The organism is Bacillus sp. GbtcB14 (genome assembly GCF_019091205.1).
Taxonomy (GTDB): domain Bacteria; phylum Bacillota; class Bacilli; order Bacillales; family Bacillaceae_G; genus Bacillus_A; species Bacillus_A cereus_AG.
The window spans coordinates 320544-321058 of the sequence record NZ_JAGXJT010000003.1 but is presented as its reverse complement, the minus strand read 5'-3'; the positions used below and the strand labels follow the sequence as shown (position 1 = coordinate 321058).

Here is a 515-nt window from a genome sequence, read left to right as displayed (position 1 = left end):
GTTCCAGGCTTCTCTGGATCCGTTGTTTCCGGTTTTTCTGGATTTGGTGTTTCAGGCTTTTCTGGATCCGTTGTTTCTGGTTTCTCTGGGCCTGGTGGTGCTAAAGAAGTCAATTTGTTTAATACGTCTAATTGAACTGAACTTATCATTCCCTTTGTAATTTCAAATGGAATTGGATGAGTTAATTTTTCATAACCTTTTGGTGCTTCTACTTCTACAAGTGTGTAGTGACCTACAGATAAGTCTGAGACTTTCGCTTTTCCTTCTTTATCTGTTGTTACTTTCGTTACTACTTTTCCTTTTTCGTCATGAACTTCAAACACTGCCCCTGATAATACATTCTTACTTTCAGCATCCATTTTTGTGATTTCTACTGAACCTTTATCTAACTTTTCGTTCTCTACTTTTAGTGATAAAACTTTCGTCATACCTTTTTTGATTTCGAATGATACTGGCTCTGTTAATTTTTTGTAGCCTGATAAGCTTTCTTTCTCTACTAATTTGTATTTTCCTAC

1 protein-coding gene is annotated in these 515 nt (G+C 35.7%); it reads right to left on the bottom strand.

Features of this window, described 5'->3' with window-relative positions; genetic code table 11:
- On the bottom strand, positions 1–515 hold a 515-nt coding region (locus tag KVT31_RS30235; RefSeq protein WP_253631442.1), incomplete at both ends, for an MSCRAMM family protein.